At 47.8% G+C, this 15017-nt stretch carries 14 protein-coding genes; 10 read left to right on the top strand and 4 right to left on the bottom strand.

Annotated features, from left to right (window positions below; all coding sequences use genetic code 11):
* The first annotated feature begins 190 nt into the window (after positions 1 to 190).
* Complete coding sequence (locus tag ACQKD4_RS08590; RefSeq protein WP_015881266.1) at positions 191 to 379, top strand: hypothetical protein; 189 nt, start codon at positions 191 to 193, stop codon at positions 377 to 379.
* A gap of 78 nt (positions 380 to 457) precedes the next feature.
* Positions 458 to 1711: an inositol monophosphatase family protein gene (locus ACQKD4_RS08585; protein ID WP_427373039.1), complete on the top strand. Its 1254-nt coding sequence runs from the start codon at positions 458 to 460 to the stop codon at positions 1709 to 1711.
* Between the two features lie 58 nt (positions 1712 to 1769).
* On the opposite strand, the gene ACQKD4_RS08580 is transcribed toward ACQKD4_RS08585, so the two are convergent.
* Complete coding sequence (locus ACQKD4_RS08580; RefSeq protein WP_074034965.1) at positions 1770 to 1949, bottom strand: DUF5325 family protein; 180 nt, start codon at positions 1947 to 1949, stop codon at positions 1770 to 1772.
* Between the two features lie 163 nt (positions 1950 to 2112).
* On the opposite strand from ACQKD4_RS08580, the gene typA reads away from it, so the two are divergent.
* Together typA and ACQKD4_RS08570 are read left to right on the top strand one after the other, a co-directional pair.
* Positions 2113 to 3957: a translational GTPase TypA gene (gene typA / locus ACQKD4_RS08575; protein WP_074034963.1), complete on the top strand. Its 1845-nt coding sequence runs from the start codon at positions 2113 to 2115 to the stop codon at positions 3955 to 3957.
* An 88-nt stretch (positions 3958 to 4045) separates the two neighbouring features.
* Positions 4046 to 4390, top strand: coding sequence for a YlaH-like family protein (locus ACQKD4_RS08570; protein WP_074034961.1), 345 nt, complete (start codon positions 4046 to 4048; stop codon positions 4388 to 4390).
* Between the two features lie 36 nt (positions 4391 to 4426).
* Here the strand turns inward: ACQKD4_RS08570 and ACQKD4_RS08565 are convergent, their stop codons facing one another.
* Entirely contained in the window at positions 4427 to 4627 is a 201-nt protein-coding gene (locus ACQKD4_RS08565; protein WP_074034957.1) for a YlaI family protein, read from the bottom strand.
* Positions 4628 to 4742: 115 nt separating this feature from the next.
* Here ACQKD4_RS08565 and ACQKD4_RS08560 point away from each other — a divergent pair, with 115 nt between their 5' ends.
* Positions 4743 to 5192 carry a hypothetical protein gene (locus ACQKD4_RS08560; protein WP_427373038.1) on the top strand — a complete coding sequence of 150 codons (450 nt, stop codon included), beginning with the start codon at positions 4743 to 4745 and terminating at the stop codon, positions 5190 to 5192.
* A 33-nt stretch (positions 5193 to 5225) separates the two neighbouring features.
* Positions 5226 to 6542 (top strand): PhoH family protein, encoded by a 1317-nt coding sequence (locus ACQKD4_RS08555; protein ID WP_214750046.1) that lies wholly within the window; start codon positions 5226 to 5228, stop codon positions 6540 to 6542.
* A 38-nt stretch (positions 6543 to 6580) separates the two neighbouring features.
* Here the strand turns inward: ACQKD4_RS08555 and ACQKD4_RS08550 are convergent, their stop codons facing one another.
* Together ACQKD4_RS08550 and ACQKD4_RS08545 are read right to left on the bottom strand one after the other, a co-directional pair.
* Positions 6581 to 7777, bottom strand: a complete 1197-nt coding sequence (locus ACQKD4_RS08550) for a multidrug efflux MFS transporter (RefSeq protein ID WP_214760428.1) — start codon at positions 7775 to 7777, stop codon at positions 6581 to 6583.
* Between the two features lie 99 nt (positions 7778 to 7876).
* Entirely contained in the window at positions 7877 to 8344 is a 468-nt protein-coding gene (locus ACQKD4_RS08545) for a hypothetical protein (RefSeq protein WP_214695596.1), read from the bottom strand.
* 172 nt (positions 8345 to 8516) lie between these two features.
* Between ACQKD4_RS08545 and ACQKD4_RS08540 the strand changes: the two genes are divergently transcribed.
* The 4 genes from ACQKD4_RS08540 (at position 8517) to ACQKD4_RS08525 (ending at position 14993) form a co-directional block, all read left to right on the top strand.
* Complete coding sequence (locus ACQKD4_RS08540) at positions 8517 to 8795, top strand: YlaN family protein (protein WP_015881276.1); 279 nt, start codon at positions 8517 to 8519, stop codon at positions 8793 to 8795.
* 86 nt (positions 8796 to 8881) lie between these two features.
* Positions 8882 to 10117, top strand: coding sequence for an FtsW/RodA/SpoVE family cell cycle protein (locus ACQKD4_RS08535; protein ID WP_214750052.1), 1236 nt, complete (start codon positions 8882 to 8884; stop codon positions 10115 to 10117).
* A gap of 35 nt (positions 10118 to 10152) precedes the next feature.
* Positions 10153 to 13587, top strand: a complete 3435-nt coding sequence (locus tag ACQKD4_RS08530; protein WP_427373037.1) for a pyruvate carboxylase — start codon at positions 10153 to 10155, stop codon at positions 13585 to 13587.
* A 53-nt stretch (positions 13588 to 13640) separates the two neighbouring features.
* Complete coding sequence (locus tag ACQKD4_RS08525) at positions 13641 to 14993, top strand: cryptochrome/photolyase family protein (protein ID WP_427373036.1); 1353 nt, start codon at positions 13641 to 13643, stop codon at positions 14991 to 14993.
* Positions 14994 to 15017 lie beyond the last annotated feature (24 nt).

Below are 15017 nucleotides of genomic sequence, written 5' to 3'. Positions count from 1 at the left end.
TTCTTTAAATCGGGTACAGTTATCTAACACTTATTCAGGTTTAAGGGCATTGAAATTGGGAATATATCCATTAAGATAAAAAATTCAAAATAGTCAGACAATTCTCTTTCTTTTTCGAATTTTATCTGATATACTCAATTCAACTCACTAAACCGTAACTTGTAGCCCAACAAAAGGAGTGTGGCATCTTATGAAACAAGTGATTGAGGCATTCAAAAGAAAAGACGCAGAAAAACGGATTCCGGTGCTGCGCTTGGAGATTGATTATGAATTGGCAACCCTTTTCGATGCGATGGCGTCACAGGATGATGCTACAGTTCAGGCTAGCAAGCATCGGTTAGAGAAGTATCGCCAAGAATTATTGCGTCTCGAAGCCTGACCATTACACACACATTCAACCAGTATTCCGAGCGGATACTGGTTTTTGTTTGGTACAATACAGTTGAGGTGATCACAGATGATAGAATGGTTTGCAGTCGATTTAATCAAACAGGCGGGAGAGCTGATTCGTCGCGAGATTGATCAACATTATGAAGTGGAACGAAAGACCGGAAAAGGAGACTTGGTTACTGAAATCGATCGAGCGGTGGAACAGCTGATTGTCCGCCGGATCCAAAACCGATTCCCGGACCATCAAATCATGGGGGAAGAAGGAACGACGGATACGCCAGACACGTTATCAGGAACGGTCTGGTTCGTCGATCCAATTGATGGGACGTTAAACTTTATTCATCAGAAGCGTATGTTTGCCATCTCGGTGGCCGTGATGGTCGATGGGGTCGTAGAGTACGGATTCGTCTATGACGTGATGGCGGATGAGATGTTCATGGCAAGAAGAGGGTATGGTGCGACATTGAACGGACGGACATTGACGAATCTACATGAACATCATGTACGAGATGCATTTTTGAGTATGAATGCGACGTGGGTCACGCCGAACCATCAAATTGCCCCGGAAATCCTTGCCCCGATTGTTCGAGATTCGATTGGAACACGGGCGCACGGCGCTGCCTCGCTTGAGCTTGCTTGGCTCGCCGCAGGACGAGTGGACGGATACATTACGATGCGCAATATGCCGTGGGATTATGCTGCAGGGAAATTGCTCGTAGAAGAAGTGGGTGGACGGGTCGTTTCCTTATATGGGGAACCGATTCGATACGATGGGAGAACATCTGTATTGGCAGGAAGCGAGACATTCGTCAATGACGTTATCAAACACTATGTCATTGCAAAAGGGGTGACCCCAGAAGCGAAGCCGGATCTTCAAATCGTGGAACATGAATCGTACGAAGAAATTCGTGATTTACTCGTTTTAGCGAATCCGAATGAAGCGATGGTGAGAGAACAGTTTCAAACAGGACGAACGTTCAAAGCGTTACTCGGGGGAGAAATCGTCGGTGCCTATATGCTCGTATCACACGGGTCAGGACGGGTCGAGCTTGTGAATATCGCAGTAAAACCGGAGAGACAAAATCAAACCATTGGTCAGCGGATGCTACAAGACGCGGTAAAACGGGCGACAACACTCGGCGGCCAAGAACTCCTCGTTTGTACTGGGAATTCTAGCATCATGCAATTGCGCTTTTATCAACAAGCCGGATTCCGATTTGATTCTGTGGAACGTGATTATTTTAAACAACATGGATACGATCCGATTGAGGAAGATGGTTTAGTCCTACGTGACCGCATCTGTTTGACGCGTCCGATTTGAATCATCAAATAAAAGCAAAGAGGGTTCGCTCGACTTTTGTCAGAGCAACCCTCTTTCTTTATGAAGATTGACGATCAGAAAGAATGCGACGACGTAATTGAATACCAAAGAACGTCGCGACACCACTAAGTACGAGGCTTCCTAAAATGATAGCGGCGCTGCCTTCAGCCACCCCGATGCCGATGCCAACAAATCCAGCGACGACGGCCATGGCAATCAATAGAAACATAAGCTGCATGGAGACTCCTCCTTCTTTTCTCTTCTCTACCCCATTGTATGATAAAAAACGTCCAATGAAAACGTTCACAGTCGATTCCACTCGACAAAGGTACTGTGACGTGTGCTATACTCTTAAAGTTGAAGAAAAGCTGAAACTTTTTAAATAAGAGAGGAATAACTACATGAACGTAAGAACAAACCTTCGTAACGTAGCCATCATCGCTCACGTTGACCACGGTAAAACAACGTTAGTCGATGAATTATTGAAACAGTCTGGTACTTTCCGGACGAACGAGGCAGTCGCAGAACGCGCGATGGACTCGAACGATATCGAACGTGAGCGCGGAATCACAATTCTCGCGAAAAACACGGCAATCGATTATAAAGACACACGCATTAACATCGTAGATACGCCAGGTCACGCAGACTTTGGTGGGGAAGTTGAGCGAATCATGCGTATGGTTGATGGCGTTATCCTCGTCGTCGATGCGCGTGAAGGCTGTATGCCACAGACTCGCTTCGTATTGAAAAAAGCACTCGACCAAGGACTTCGTCCGATCGTCGTTGTTAACAAAATCGATAAGCCGATGGTTCGTCCACTCGACGTTGTCGATGAAGTCGTCGATCTCTTGATCGATCTTGGCGCAGATGAAGATCAACTTGAATTCCCTGTCGTCTATACATCGGCTGTCAGCGGTTCAAGTTCGTTCGATCCTGATCCAGCAAACCAAGAAGACACGATCACACACGTGCTCGATACAATTCTTGAAAACACACCAGCTCCAGTGGATAACTCAGATGAGCCACTTCAATTCCAAGTGACGATGCTCGACTACGATAACTACCTCGGTCGTATCGGTGTAGGTCGCGTCTTCCGTGGGAAAATCAAAGTCGGTGAGCAAGTATCACTCTGTAAGACAGATGGTACGGTGAAGCAACTCCGTGTCACGAAATTGTTCGGTTACTTCGGCCTCAAGCGCGTCGAAATCGAAGAAGCAAAAGCAGGTGACTTGATTGCCATCGCTGGTATGGAAGACATCAACGTCGGTGAGACAGTCACGCCAGTCGGTAAAGAAGAGCCACTTCCGCTCCTTCGTATCGATGAGCCAACACTTCAAATGCGCTTCATGACGAACAACTCGCCGTTCGCAGGACGTGAAGGGGACTTCGTCACTGCACGTAAGATCGAAGAGCGTTTGATGAAACAACTTGAGACAGACGTGTCACTTCGTGTAGAAAACACGGATTCTCCTGACCAGTGGGTCGTATCAGGACGCGGTGAGCTTCACCTCGGTATCTTGATCGAGAACATGCGTCGTGAAGGCTACGAGCTTCAAGTGTCGAAGCCACAAGTTATCATCCGTGAAGACGAAAACGGTACGAAAGTTGAGCCGTTTGAGCGCGTGATCATCGACGTACCAGAAGAGTACACAGGTTCAGTCATGGAGTCGATTGGTCTCCGTAAAGGTGAACTTGCTAACATGAACACGAACGATAATGGTCAGACACGTATGGAATTCATCGTTCCATCACGCGGTCTCATCGGTTACCGTAACGAATTCTTGTCGGCGACACGTGGATACGGAATCTTGAACCACACGTTCGAAGAGTACCGTCCGTATATCGCAGCTGATATCGGTGGTCGACGCAGTGGTGTTATGGTTTGTATCGAAAACGGGAAGTCAACGGCTTACTCAATCGGTGCACTCGAAGACCGTGGAACGATCTTCATCGAGCCAGGTACGGATGTATACGAAGGAATGATCATCGGTGAATGTAACCGTGACGTCGACCTTGCGATTAATGCCGTTAAAGGGAAGCAATTGACAAACATGCGTGCTTCAGCAAAAGACTCGACACAAGTCTTGAAACGTCCGCGCGTCTTCTCACTTGAAGAGTCGCTCACGTTCTTGAACGATGACGAGTACTGTGAAATCACGCCAGAGTCAATCCGTCTTCGTAAGAAAATCTTGAACAAGAACGAACGCGAGAAAGCTGACAAGCGTCGTAAACTTGGTAAAGAATAAGTAGGTGAAAAAGGGAACGCTTCGGCGTTCCCTTTTGCATGGAATAGTGTAGAATGGATGTGTATGAAATAAAGGGGGACTCTTTGTCTTGAAAGCTTCTCAAACAATCGATATCACACAAATTGATGTTCCGTGGATTGCCTCGATGCTAGGTGTCGGGAGCGACCCGAACGATTTTTCGGTCGGATTCAACGCACTCGTTGTCACGGTCATCTTACTGACGATTCTCGTCTTTAAGCTTGGTTTTGCAAAACAATTGGCATGGTGGAAATCACTGATCGTCTATATTCTACTTGCACTTGGCGCAGGTACGATGGCGCTCGTCTTTTTCACGTGGCCAATTCCAGAAGTACTTGCTGTCATGGCCATCGTGTTGGCCATCTATCGCGGTCGTCTTTGGTGGAACCGTCGTCAGGATGCAGTCGAGTCATAAAAAATACGGGCGTCTCTTCGGAGGCGCCCGTTTTCGTTACCAATTTCGTTTTTGTCGAAATGTAGGATATAACTTGAATTGTCCAGATGCGGCGCGTTCAGCCGTACGTTCGCTGATTCGCTCCTGACAGTCTTGACACATATACGTTTTAGCCGGCTTGTTGCGCAATCGTTTTGCTTCAAACGACCATGAGTCGATTGTTTCGACTTTATCGCAAAGAGAACATTTTACACGCATCTTCTCACCTTCCTCTATAGGATGAGTATAGCATGATTTCATTCGTTGAAAGCAGGGAATTGAATCGGTAAGGGAGAATGGTACAACCATACCCGGTTAAAAGGAGGGGAGTTGAATGGCGAGTAAGGCAACGTTTGAATTGACATCCGCTCAACAGCGATTGTTGAATGACATGCCATTAACATTTCTCGTCGGTTTTGATGAGGCAAAGCGTTGGCCAATCAGCCACGCCATCAGTTGGGTGCAAGCACTCAACAAGGACACGATGCGGTTCGCCTTAACCAAGAATTCGCATATCGTGACGATTTTATCAACCGAAAAGACAGCAGGTCTCATCTTTATCGAAGATGGTCAGTCCTATCATGTTTTACTTTCATCCATCCGAGAATTTGAACCAGCGGTAAAACCGAGCCTTCATCTTCGTTTTTTTGAAGGACATGTCGAAGAAGTGAGGAATATCTCATTTTATGGTGCAGCATATGCTCAGCCTGAAATTACGAAAACGTATGATATTCGTGCGGCGGAAAAGTTAGACCGTGAAGTGAAAGAAAGTCTTCATTCTTGATTACCATCCTATAGTCGAGGGGCGGCAAAGTCTATGAAAAAAACGTATGTACTCGATACGAACGTACTCCTACATGATCCGCTATCCTTATTTCAATTTGAAGAACATGACGTGGTCATCCCGGCCATTGTCTTAGAGGAACTTGATGGTAAAAAACGAAACATGGATGAGGTCGGGCGAAACGCCCGTGAAACGTCGCGTGTTCTAGACCAGCTCCGAACATCGGGGAAACTTCATGACGGCGTCCCACTTGAAAACGGTGGACGTCTCTTTGTCGAGATTGGACACGAACACGAAGTCGATATTCCATTCGACGTGATGACGAACGATAACCGCATTCTTCTCGTTGCCTTAAAATTAATGAAACAATACGAGCATGACACGAACCATAAAGTCGTCGTCGTCTCAAAAGATATATTGGTCCGTGTGAAGGCGGACGCAATCGGAATTGATGCCGAAGACTATCTGACCGACCATATCGTCGATACGACGAATTTATATGCCGGCTATCGTGAAATCGAGGTCGATCAGGCACTTATCGATGAATTTTATAAAGTACGCCAACTTCCGACATCCGCATTGACGAAACAAACGTTATATCCGAATTCGTTCGTCGTGTTAAAAAGTAACGTATCGAAAGCGAGTGCGCTCGCAGTGGTCGACACGCTCCAACCGATTGTTCGTCCGTTAGCACTCGACGCTGACCACATCTGGGGGATTCATCCACGAAACGTCCAGCAGCGGATGGCGCTCGACTTATTGTTGCGAGATGACATTCCGTTCGTCACGTTACTCGGGAAAGCTGGAACCGGCAAGACGCTCCTTGCCCTAGCGGCAGGACTCTCACTCGTTGAGGACGAGCAACGATACAATAAGCTCGTCGTTGCCCGACCGGTCGTCCCCATGGGGAACGATATCGGCTACTTGCCAGGAGAGATGGAAGAAAAGTTACGTCCGTGGATGCAACCGATCTATGATAATCTAGAATTTCTCTTCAGTGCCAATTCAAAAGATGAGCTAGGAAATATTCTGGCCGGCATGAAATCGATTCAACTAGAAGCGCTCACTTATATTCGAGGAAGAAGCATGCCCGACCAGTTCATCATCATCGACGAAGCTCAAAACTTAACGAAACATGAAATTAAGACGATTCTAACCCGTGTCGGGGAGAACTCGAAAATTGTTCTCGTCGGAGACCCGTACCAAATCGACCATCCGTATTTAGATGAATATTCGAACGGATTGACATACGCCGTTGAACGATTCAAAGGACAGAATGTCTTCGGTCACGTTCAATTGGTAAAAGGGGAGCGTTCGTCTCTCGCAAGATTGGCGGCCGATTTGTTATAAGCGAGATACACAAATAACGCCGAGCTAAGCGCTCGGCGTTATTTTGTATCGAGTTGTAGCGATTGGACGTTCGTCCGTTCTAAAAAGGCGTTTGAAATCATAATCAATCCTGTGACGATGAACAGTGCGGAAAATCCAAAGTGTGCTACGATTTGGGATCCAAATAGCGGTCCGAGTAGATTTCCCATGAACTGAGCGGACTGATTATAGGAAAAGATTCTTCCGGTTGCAGCGGTTGGAGTATGCTGCCGCAGCAACGACTGAACGGATGGCATCAACGCAGCGGTCGCAAATCCAATCCCGAAGCGTAACAGAATGAGTTGGGTCGTCGAGGTGACGAATGCTTGCGGGATTAAGAATAAACTGTAGAGGAGTAGTGCCCAAAATAAGATCCGTTCTGCCCCGTATCGGTCCGATAATCGTCCGAGCCGTTGCGCCGAAAAGAGCGCGGCGAGTCCGGGGGCAGATGCGACAATTCCTGCCATGAAGGCAAGTGCGGTCGTATGCGGATTTAATTCACGTACATATAACGTCAAGAGCGGTCCGATGGATTGTGTTGAGAACTGGATAAGGAACGTTGTCACAAACAACCCGACAATCAATTGTGGATGCCGCAGTGAGGCGAAAATGGACTTCACTGAAGCGAGTTCTTCACGTTTCACTGGGACAAAGTCTTCTTTTACGAACCAAAGCGTGATGAGGAATGTTAGGAAGAGTGCACTTCCGGTAAAGAGAAAAACGGATCGAAGCCCAATCCAGTCTGCGAGTAGTCCGCCGATGAGCGGACCGAGTAGACCACCGGTGATTCCACCGGTCGACAGAGTACCGAGCGCCCAGCCACTTTTCTCTTTTGGGGTTTGGGAAGCGACCAAGGTGATGCCGGCTGAGATAAATCCAGAAACGGCACCCATGAGTAAACGCAACCCGACCAGTTGATACACGTCTTGCACAAAACTAATGAGAAACATCACGATGGCCATTCCGAGGCTTGCTCGGATAAGCATCAACTTTCTCCCTTTTTGGTCAGCCAGACGTCCCCACATCGGGGAGACGATGGCGGCCACGAGGAACGTCGCCCCGAACGCAATCGCCGACCACGTGACGACGTGGTCAGGGTCCTTTACCCCGAGTTGTTCAATAAACAATGGCAGGAAGGGGAGGACGAGACTCATTGAAGCGGCGGTCAAGAAGCTACCGATCCAAACAACTATTAAATTTCGTTTCCATAAAGGCATCGTAAGCGTCACGACCTTTCTTATTCATTTGTAGTCAATACACTACATATTACACTTTATGAACTAAAAAGTCCAAAAAATGAGAAGGGAAGTCCCTTCTCATTGATTGCTCAGTACAGTGATGTGGTTCACTTGGCGGATGATCTGATCTTCATATAATACATAGACCGGTCCGTCAGCGAGTACTTTCCCGTCTTTTGAAAATTGTAAGTACACGCGCGATGCTTCGCTAAGCGACAGCGTCAACACCGTTTCTCCGTAAAAACGGACATGCGTGGCCAAATCAACAGGTTCGGCATTGTTCAAAAATGGCGAGAGCGGCATCGCGAACGAATCGCGTAAAGCTGCGTCCTTGTCTTGACGAGACATCGGTTTATTGTGGTCGATTCTTGTTCCTTGTGATAGACCATCGTCCCATGCTTTCCCCATTTTCGCATAGTAGGCCTCACGGTCATTCTCCGTCACAGAGTCCAATTCTTCAATCTTTCGTTTGCGGTCGTCAAAAATCCATACGGTCGGATCGATCGTCAAACTGTGACGAACCGCTCCGTCTAGTGGAAAAATCATGCTTACATCCCCCTTTATACACATTACACGTTTCATTATAGCGCTCTTTCTCTTAAAATGGAAAAGAGTAAGAATGTCGCAATCATCCATACTGTACATTGAATTATGATGAAAGATAATGTACAGTTGAGTTATGACAAACAGTCTGTCATCGTACGGAGGAGGGGTCGTAGTGGCGACAAATTTGGCTGCAATCCAACGGGAGCAAGCGCTTCAGTTACTCGAGGCGGATGCTGAAAAAATCCGTTGTCTGATTGAAGTGCAGTTAGAAAACCTAAAAATGCCGAAGTGCCCGCTTTATGAAGAGGTGCTTGATACACATATGTTTGGACTATCGCGCCAAATTGATTTTGCGGTTCGTCTTGGACTCATTTCAGACATTGAAGGTAAAGGACTGCTCGATTCATTGGAACAAAAGTTGTCTGCTTTGGCAGAAGCTTCAGAATTATGAACCTTATACTCAAACTGTGCAAGTGGCGCTGTTTGAGTATTTTTTTATAAGGGTTGTCGGATTGTTTTACATAAGGAAGTGAATACATGAAAACACGGTTTCGGTATTTTGATTTTGCGTTGTTTTTGTCAGTGCTCTTACTCGTCGGGATCAGCTCGATCATGATTTACAGTGCGAGCGTTTGGAATCGTGGGGACTATGCGAATAGTAGCTTATTCTATCGCCAGCTCGTCTACGTAGGAATCGGGATCTTTGTCTACTTGATTGCGACGTTGTTCCGCTATGAGATGTTTCGGAAGAAAGGCATTCGGCTCAGTCTCTATGCGGTCTCGGTCATCCTGCTATTTGTTACATGGGCGATGCCACCATTAAACGGTGCACGCGCATGGCTCATTATCGGCGGATTCACCATTCAGCCGGTCGAGATTGCCAAATTTGTTCTCATCATACTGCTTGCGAACTATTACCACGAGCTATGGAATAATGAGTTGAAAGGACTACCGGGGCGTCTCGCTCGGGCTGCCATCGTGAAAAAAGGGTGGCGCGCTCAAATTGGTGCCTTCTTCTTAGTACCGGTTCTTTTTTACTTCTCGTTCTACGCCATCGCCATCAATGGACAGCCAGACATGGGGGGATTATTCGTCCTCGGATCCATCATGCTTCTCATGTGGTTCGGTGTCGGGGCACCATTACGGATTTTGATTCCTGGGATTTTAGCCGGGGTTGGTGCTGTGTTCTTATTGTTCACGACAATCTTCTCCGAGAATCAACGAAGCCGGATTGAGGTCGTGTTCAACCCGTTCATGGACCCGGAAGGATACGGTCATCAGTTGCTCATGTCGATCATCTCGATCGTACATGGTGGATTGACCGGTGTCGGGCTAGGGAACAGTTTTCAAAAGTATGGGTATTTACCAGAACCTGAAACCGACTATATTATGTCGATCATTGCTGAAGAGTTAGGGTTCTTCGGTGTGCTGACGGTTTTGGTACTACTCTTCTTCATCGCGTTTCGCGCAATTCATATTGCCAATCATGCGGATAGTCATTTTGCGATGTTCGTCTCGTTTGGTATTGCATCACAAATCATCATTCAAACAGCCATCAATATCGGTGCGATGTCTGGTTGGTTCCCAGGGACAGGAGTGACATTGCCGCTGGTCAGTTATGGGGGAACATCGCTGATCATGATGATGGGTGTTCTCGGGGTACTTAGTAGTATCTCGATGCGTAACCGTCATCGAGAAGCGACACGACGAGAAGAAATTCGGGTGAAGTCCGAAGAGAATGTTCAACGTTCATCGCTTCATGTGGTCAGGTAAGAAACATTTAAAATTTATTAACGGGGGGATTTCATTTGAAACCAATTAAAAAGTTACTTGTTGCAAACCGTGGGGAGATTGCCATTCGCGTATTTCGAGCAGCAACTGAGTTAGGCATTCGTACTGTAGCCGTCTATTCACAAGAAGATAGCGGTTCATTACATCGCTTTAAAGCCGATGAAGCTTACTTGGTAGGACTCGATAAGAAGCCGATTGATGCGTATCTCGATATCGAAGGTGTCATTCGCATCGCCAAGGAGTCAGGCAGTGACGCGATTCACCCGGGATATGGTTTCCTTTCAGAAAACATTGACCTCGCACGACGTTGCCGTGAAGAGGGCATCATCTTTGTTGGTCCACACGAGTCACACTTGCATGCGTTCGGGGACAAAGTTCGGGCACGTCAGAGTGCGATTGCTGCGGGTCTTCCTGTTATCCCAGGCTCGAACGGTCCACTCACATCGTATGAAGATGCAGAAGCGTTTGCGAACGAACACGGCTTCCCGCTCATGGTCAAAGCATCGATGGGAGGCGGAGGACGCGGGATGCGTGTCATCCGTACAGAAGCGGAAATGAAAGATTTGATTGAACGTGCAAAATCGGAAGCGAAGCAAGCATTTGGTTCTGATGAAGTGTACATAGAGAAATTAGTTGAACGTCCGAAGCACATCGAGGTTCAAATTCTCGGAGATGAGCACGGTCACATCATTCACTTGTTCGAGCGTGACTGTTCGGTGCAGCGCCGACATCAAAAGGTCGTCGAAGTGGCACCATGTGTGACGTTATCCGAAGAATCACGTCAAGCGATTTGTGATGCGGCGGTTCAACTCATGCGTCACGTCGGATACGTCAACGCTGGTACGGTCGAATTCTTAGTGACAGAAGACGAATCATTCTACTTCATCGAAGTAAACCCGCGTGTTCAAGTCGAACATACGATTACAGAGATGGTGACAGGATTTGATATCGTTCAAACACAATTGATGATCGCACAAGGGGAGTCACTCCACGGCGACATGATTCAAATGCCGAAACAAGAGGACATTAAACTCCTCGGTTATGCGATTCAATCACGTGTAACGTCAGAAGACCCGGCGAACAATTTCATGCCGGATACAGGGAAAATCATGGCATACCGTTCTCCAGGCGGCTTTGGCGTCCGACTTGACGGAGGAAACGCATACGTCGGTGCAGAAATTTCCCCGTACTATGACTCGCTTCTCGTCAAACTGTCGACGCATGGCATGACATTCGAACAAGCCGCTTCGAAAATGGTACGAAACTTGAATGAGTTTCGAATTCGTGGAATCAAGACGAACATCCCGTTCTTGATTAACGTCATGAAGCATCCGAACTTCATCAATGGGGACTACAACACGTCATTCATCGATGAGACGCCAGAACTGTTCGTCTTCCCGAAACGAAAAGACCGTGGGACGAAGTTGTTGAACTATATCGGCGATGTGACAGTGAACGGATTCCCAGGAGTCGGTCTGAAAGACAAACCGATCAGCCGCTCGGTACGTATCCCACAAGACCTACCGACAGAAGCGAAACCGGGAACGAAACAAATCTTGACGGAACTCGGTCCAGACGGCCTGGCTGACTGGATCAAGCGACAACCGGAACTGTTATTGACGGATACGACGATGCGAGATGCGCACCAGTCATTGCTCGCGACGCGCATGCGGACGCAGGACATTCTCAATATCGCAGAGCCGACAAGCAAGTTGATGCCAGAATTGTTCTCTGTCGAGGCGTGGGGTGGGGCGACGTTTGATGTTGCATACCGCTTCTTGTCTGAAGACCCATGGGTACGTCTCATGAAGCTTCGTGAGAAGATGCCGAACGTTTTGATTCAAATGTTGCTTCGCGGTGCGAACGCGGTCGGCTACAAAAACTATGCCGACAACGTCATTGAGAAGTTTGTGCATGAAGCGGCGTATGCCGGAGTCGACGTATTCCGAATCTTCGACAGTCTTAACAACCTAGAGTCGATTCAATTGGCAATCGATGCAACGCTACCGACAGGAAAAGTAGCGGAGGCGGCGATTTGTTATACAGGTGACTTGTATGACGGCAACCGGCCGAAATACCATCTTCCGTACTACATTGACCTTGCGAAAAAACTTGAGGCGAGTGGTGCCCATATTCTAGCCATTAAAGATATGGCCGGGTTATTGAAACCGGAATCTGCCTATGCGCTCGTGTCAGCATTGAAAGATGCGGTCGATTTACCGATTCACTTGCATACACACGATGCTTCAGGTAACGGAATCTTCACTTACGCACGTGCGACGGATGCTGGTGTCGATATCGTCGACGTTGCCGCAAGTTCGATGTCAGGGATGACGTCGCAACCTTCAGGTGGAAGTTTAGTCTACGCGCTCAACCACCACGAACGTCAACCGAAGATTGATCCGAAACAATACGAAGTGATCAGTGATTACTGGCAAGACGTGCGCCATAACTACGAACCGTTCGAAAGTGACATGCGCGCACCACATCCGTCTGTATACGAACACGAGATGCCAGGTGGTCAATATTCGAACCTTCAGCAACAAGCGAAAGCAGTCGGGCTTGGAGACCGTTGGGGAGAAGTGAAGGCGATGTATGCCCGTGTCAACATGTTGTTCGGTGATATCGTCAAGGTCACCCCTTCTTCGAAAGTCGTCGGTGATATGGCGCTCTTCATGGTGCAGCACAACTTGACAGAAGAGGATGTGATGACGCGTGGCCATCAACTCGACTTCCCAGACTCGGTCGTCGAGATGATGCGCGGCGAGTTAGGTACACCTCCTGGCGGTTTCCCTAAAGATGTCCAACAAGTCATCTTAAAAGGGGAGGAGCCACTGAACGTTCGTCCTGGTAAACTGATCAAGCCATATGACTTTGAATCAGCACGCCAAGAGTTGTTCGAGAAGTTTGAGCGACCGGTCACAGACTTTGAGCTTCTTGCCCACGCGCTCTATCCAAAAGTATACGAAGACTATGTCAAACATACGACGACGTACGGTGACGTATCCGTCCTCGACACGTTGACGTTCTTCTACGGATTAAACGTCGGTGAGACGATTCAAGTGGAGATCGAGACAGGGAAGACGTTGATCATTAAGCTCGTACAAGTGAGTGCGGCAAACGAAGATGGCATTCGTCTCGTCTCTTATGAGATGAACGGCGTACCGCGTGAGATCGAGATTAAAGACGTGAACGTCAAATCCGCGACAACAAGCCGTCCGAAAGTGGACCGTTCGAACCCGAAACAAGTCGGTGCCTCGATGCCAGGCTCTGTTTTGAAAGTGTTGGTCGAACCAGGAAGTCGTGTTCATCGTGGAGAGCAGCTACTCGTCACGGAAGCGATGAAGATGGAAACGACGATTCAGGCAGCACAAGATGGCGAGATCAAAGCCATCCATATTAAAGAAGGCGACACAATACAAAGTGACGACTTGTTGATTGAATTTGTATAATCAAAAGAAGCATAGTTCGCTATGCTTCTTTTTTGTAGATGGGAGTGGGAATGATGAAACGAGTATGTTGGTTTCGATCGGATTTTAGATTGACCGATAATCATATGCTTCACCGGGCGCTGAACGATATGGAAGAGGGGGATGACCTCGCTTTCGTCTTTTGGCTAAACCCGAAATATTGTGACCCGTTCGAAGTCCGTCACGATTATTTCTTCTCGACGATGCGAACGTTCATGGATGACTTGGAGACAAAAGGGTTGGGGCTTCGAGTACTAGTCGCGGAAACGGAGAAGGATTTCGTGGGACAGCTCGGGGAGATGGATGTGCTTTATTTCAATGCGGAGTATGTGGAACCGTTCAAACAGCGAGACGACCGTGTCATCGAGGCACTTGGTGAAGACGTGAAAGTCGTACGACTCCTTGACCGGCATCTGTTTCATCCCGATGCGTTCAGTACGAAGAGTGGAGATCCGTATAAAGTGTTCACCCCGTTCAAAAAAGCGGCTTATGCCGAGCAACCGCCGAAACCGTACGATGTCGATATCGATCGTTTAACGGATTTCATCAGCTCGAAAAACGAGCAGCCGAGTGAACTGAAAGACTTGTTCAAACGCTGTGAGCGAGAGTGGAAAGGCTTAGGGGAGACCGAGGCGAAGAAGCGGTTGACGCGCTTCGTCAATGATCGGATGGTCGATTATGAAGAAAAACGTGACATCCCGAGTATTGCCGGGACGAGCCGGTTATCCCCATACTTACGGACCGGTGTATTATCGATTCGTACGATTACCGAGCAGGTGCTGGCCGCCAGAAAATCTAAAGGACGCGACACGTATTACGACGAACTGTTGTGGCGCGAATTTTATTATATGGTGATGGCGAAGTTCAAAGGATTGAAAGATCAACCGTTCAATGACAAATACAAATCGCTCGAATGGGAAGACAATGAGGAGCAGTTCGAAAAGTGGTGTAACGGGGAGACGGGTTATCCGATTGTCGATGCAGCGATGCGTCAATTGAATGAGACCGGATGGATGCACAACCGTCTACGCATGATTGTCGCATCTTTCTTGACGAAACACCTTCTTATCGATTGGCGGAAAGGGGAACGGTATTTCGAGAGGAAGTTGATTGATTACGAGGCCTCTTCGAATATCGGGGGTTGGCAATGGGCCGCCTCGGTCGGGACGGACGCTGTTCCGTATTTCCGTATCTTCAATCCGACGACGCAATCTGAACGGTTTGACTCAGATGGGACGTTCATCCGGAAGTATGTGCCTGAGCTGAAACATGTGACAGACAAATCGATTCATTTTCCGGACCCGTCAGATCGAGACAATTATGCGATGCCGCTCGTCGACCATAAAGAAGCGAGAGAGCGTGCCCTCGAACGATTTAAGGAATTGTAAACAAAAAAGCGCCGCGGCGCTTTT

This window comes from Exiguobacterium sp. NPDC077395, assembly GCF_050269125.1.
GTDB classification, from domain to species: domain Bacteria; phylum Bacillota; class Bacilli; order Exiguobacteriales; family Exiguobacteriaceae; genus Exiguobacterium; species Exiguobacterium aestuarii_A.
Note: the sequence above shows the minus strand (reverse complement) of the source record. Positions and strands in the feature narration are given on the sequence as shown.

Bases quoted from the DNA above. Each gene is read 5' to 3' on its own strand.
- ACQKD4_RS08590 (WP_015881266.1), top strand. From the start codon at position 191: ATGAAACAAGTGATTGAGGCATTCAAAAGAAAAGACGCAGAAAAACGG.
- ACQKD4_RS08585 (WP_427373039.1), top strand. From the start codon at position 458: ATGATAGAATGGTTTGCAGTCGATTTAATCAAACAGGCGGGAGAGCTG.
- ACQKD4_RS08580 (WP_074034965.1), bottom strand. From the start codon at position 1,949: ATGCAGCTTATGTTTCTATTGATTGCCATGGCCGTCGTCGCTGGATTT.
- typA (WP_074034963.1), top strand. From the start codon at position 2,113: ATGAACGTAAGAACAAACCTTCGTAACGTAGCCATCATCGCTCACGTT.
- ACQKD4_RS08565 (WP_074034957.1), bottom strand. From the start codon at position 4,627: ATGCGTGTAAAATGTTCTCTTTGCGATAAAGTCGAAACAATCGACTCA.
- ACQKD4_RS08560 (WP_427373038.1), top strand. From the start codon at position 4,743: ATGGCGAGTAAGGCAACGTTTGAATTGACATCCGCTCAACAGCGATTG.
- ACQKD4_RS08555 (WP_214750046.1), top strand. From the start codon at position 5,226: ATGAAAAAAACGTATGTACTCGATACGAACGTACTCCTACATGATCCG.
- ACQKD4_RS08550 (WP_214760428.1), bottom strand. From the start codon at position 7,777: ATGCCTTTATGGAAACGAAATTTAATAGTTGTTTGGATCGGTAGCTTC.
- ACQKD4_RS08545 (WP_214695596.1), bottom strand. From the start codon at position 8,344: ATGATTTTTCCACTAGACGGAGCGGTTCGTCACAGTTTGACGATCGAT.
- ACQKD4_RS08535 (WP_214750052.1), top strand. From the start codon at position 8,882: ATGAAAACACGGTTTCGGTATTTTGATTTTGCGTTGTTTTTGTCAGTG.
- ACQKD4_RS08525 (WP_427373036.1), top strand. From the start codon at position 13,641: ATGAAACGAGTATGTTGGTTTCGATCGGATTTTAGATTGACCGATAAT.